The sequence below is a fragment of the Flavobacterium sp. FlaQc-30 genome (assembly GCF_044005885.1).
Taxonomy (GTDB): Bacteria; Bacteroidota; Bacteroidia; order Flavobacteriales; family Flavobacteriaceae; genus Flavobacterium.
The window spans coordinates 1-1,516 of record NZ_JBIPCO010000017.1 but is presented as its reverse complement, the minus strand read 5'-3'; the positions used below and the strand labels follow the sequence as shown (position 1 = coordinate 1,516).

The following is a 1,516-nucleotide window of genomic DNA, read 5'->3' as shown; positions in this document are numbered from 1 at the left end:
CATAACCTCCGCTAGTAATTTCCCAGCCTTGATCTATTCCCGCACCAGAAGAAGATCCTGCAATACTTTGTCCATGATAATAAAACTCAACAAAAGGACCAGATGCTCCATAATATTTTGGTGCAGATAAACCTGCATTCCAGTCAAATGTATCTTTGGGCTGACAGCTGACAAATAAACCAATGATTAAAAAGTTGCATAAAAAAAATCTAACTTTTTGGTGCATAAATTTTTCGTTTATAAATTATTCTTCCATCAAATAAGATAGCATTACTTTTCCTGCCAATAATCTAACTCTTGAAACTCAATAGGTTCTCTGCCTTCCCATTTTGGGAATACGAAATCTTTTGGGAGAGAATACTTCGAAACTAAAAATTTTCTGCTTACGGTGTCAAATTTTGCAATGCGAAAACGCATAATCTCATCTTGTTTATTTATTCCTGAAACCCAAATGCGACCAAATAGATATGGCGTTTTTTTGTTTTCTTTTTCTATTCCAATTATTATGCGATTATAGTGTTCTGCATTTCCTGTTTTAAGATTTATATATGGTTTACTAAAGAGTTCTTCAAAATTATTTGGTAGAATTATCTCTGCATCGCACCATTGTTTATTATTTTTCGAACTTCTTTGAACAAAAAAATGAACAGGAATTTTATTTTTATATTTTTTGTTTATATCACGAGCATTAAATTTTTTGTTCCATTCTAATGTTGCAAAACTAGTTTTATCTGAATTACTTGAAATGACAGATCCATCTTTTGTATATCCAGTTATTCTCCGGTCATATTTAATCAACTCATCCTCATTACAAAAAACAATATCATAATCATATTCTTTTTCTCCTTTTTCCCAAACCGAATAGGGAATGCCATGAATTTTCCAAAAAAGATTAGATTCCTTAAATGCTTCAGATATAGTACGATGTTCTGTTATATATTTATTATATTCTGCATCATTTTCTTTCCATACCCCCTTGTTTTCTGTTTTAAATTTGCATATTTCTGTACTGTCAGTTCCTCCCTGCATCCAAATGGTAACATTTCCCCCGGGAGCCATTCCTGCCACTATCAGACTGTATTCTTGTTGGTTACCATATGAATCTATCGCCTTTGTTTTAAACAATTCGAGCATTTTATTTCTGGGTAATTTACTTCCTCCTTCGTAAGAATATCTATCAACTCCACAAATCCATTTTACAGCAATGCTATCAGGAACAGGCTTGTATTTATCACCTCCAACATAACCTCCACTTGTAATTCCCCAACCAGGATTAATTCCTACACCAGAAGAAGCTCCAGCAATGCTTTGGCCTTGATAAAAATATTCTACAAAGGGTCCCGTTGCTCCGTAGTATTTTGGTGCAGAGAAACCTGCATTCCAGCTAAAGGTGTCTTTAGGCTGACAGCTGGCAAATAAACCAATAATTAAAAAACAGTATATAAAAAAACTAGTTTTTGGGTACATAAATTTCTCTTTTATAAATTTCCTTTTATCAAATAAAACAGCATTATTT

At 32.9% G+C, this 1,516-nt stretch carries 2 protein-coding genes; both read right to left on the bottom strand.

The features are described 5' to 3' along the window. Positions 1-226, bottom strand: a 226-nt coding sequence (locus ACHRV0_RS21525) for a hypothetical protein (RefSeq protein WP_395442489.1), incomplete at its 3' end; no start/stop codon positions are given. 44 nt (positions 227-270) lie between these two features. After that, positions 271-1,516, bottom strand: a 1,246-nt coding sequence (locus tag ACHRV0_RS21520) for a DUF2931 family protein (protein ID WP_395442488.1), incomplete at its 5' end; no start/stop codon positions are given.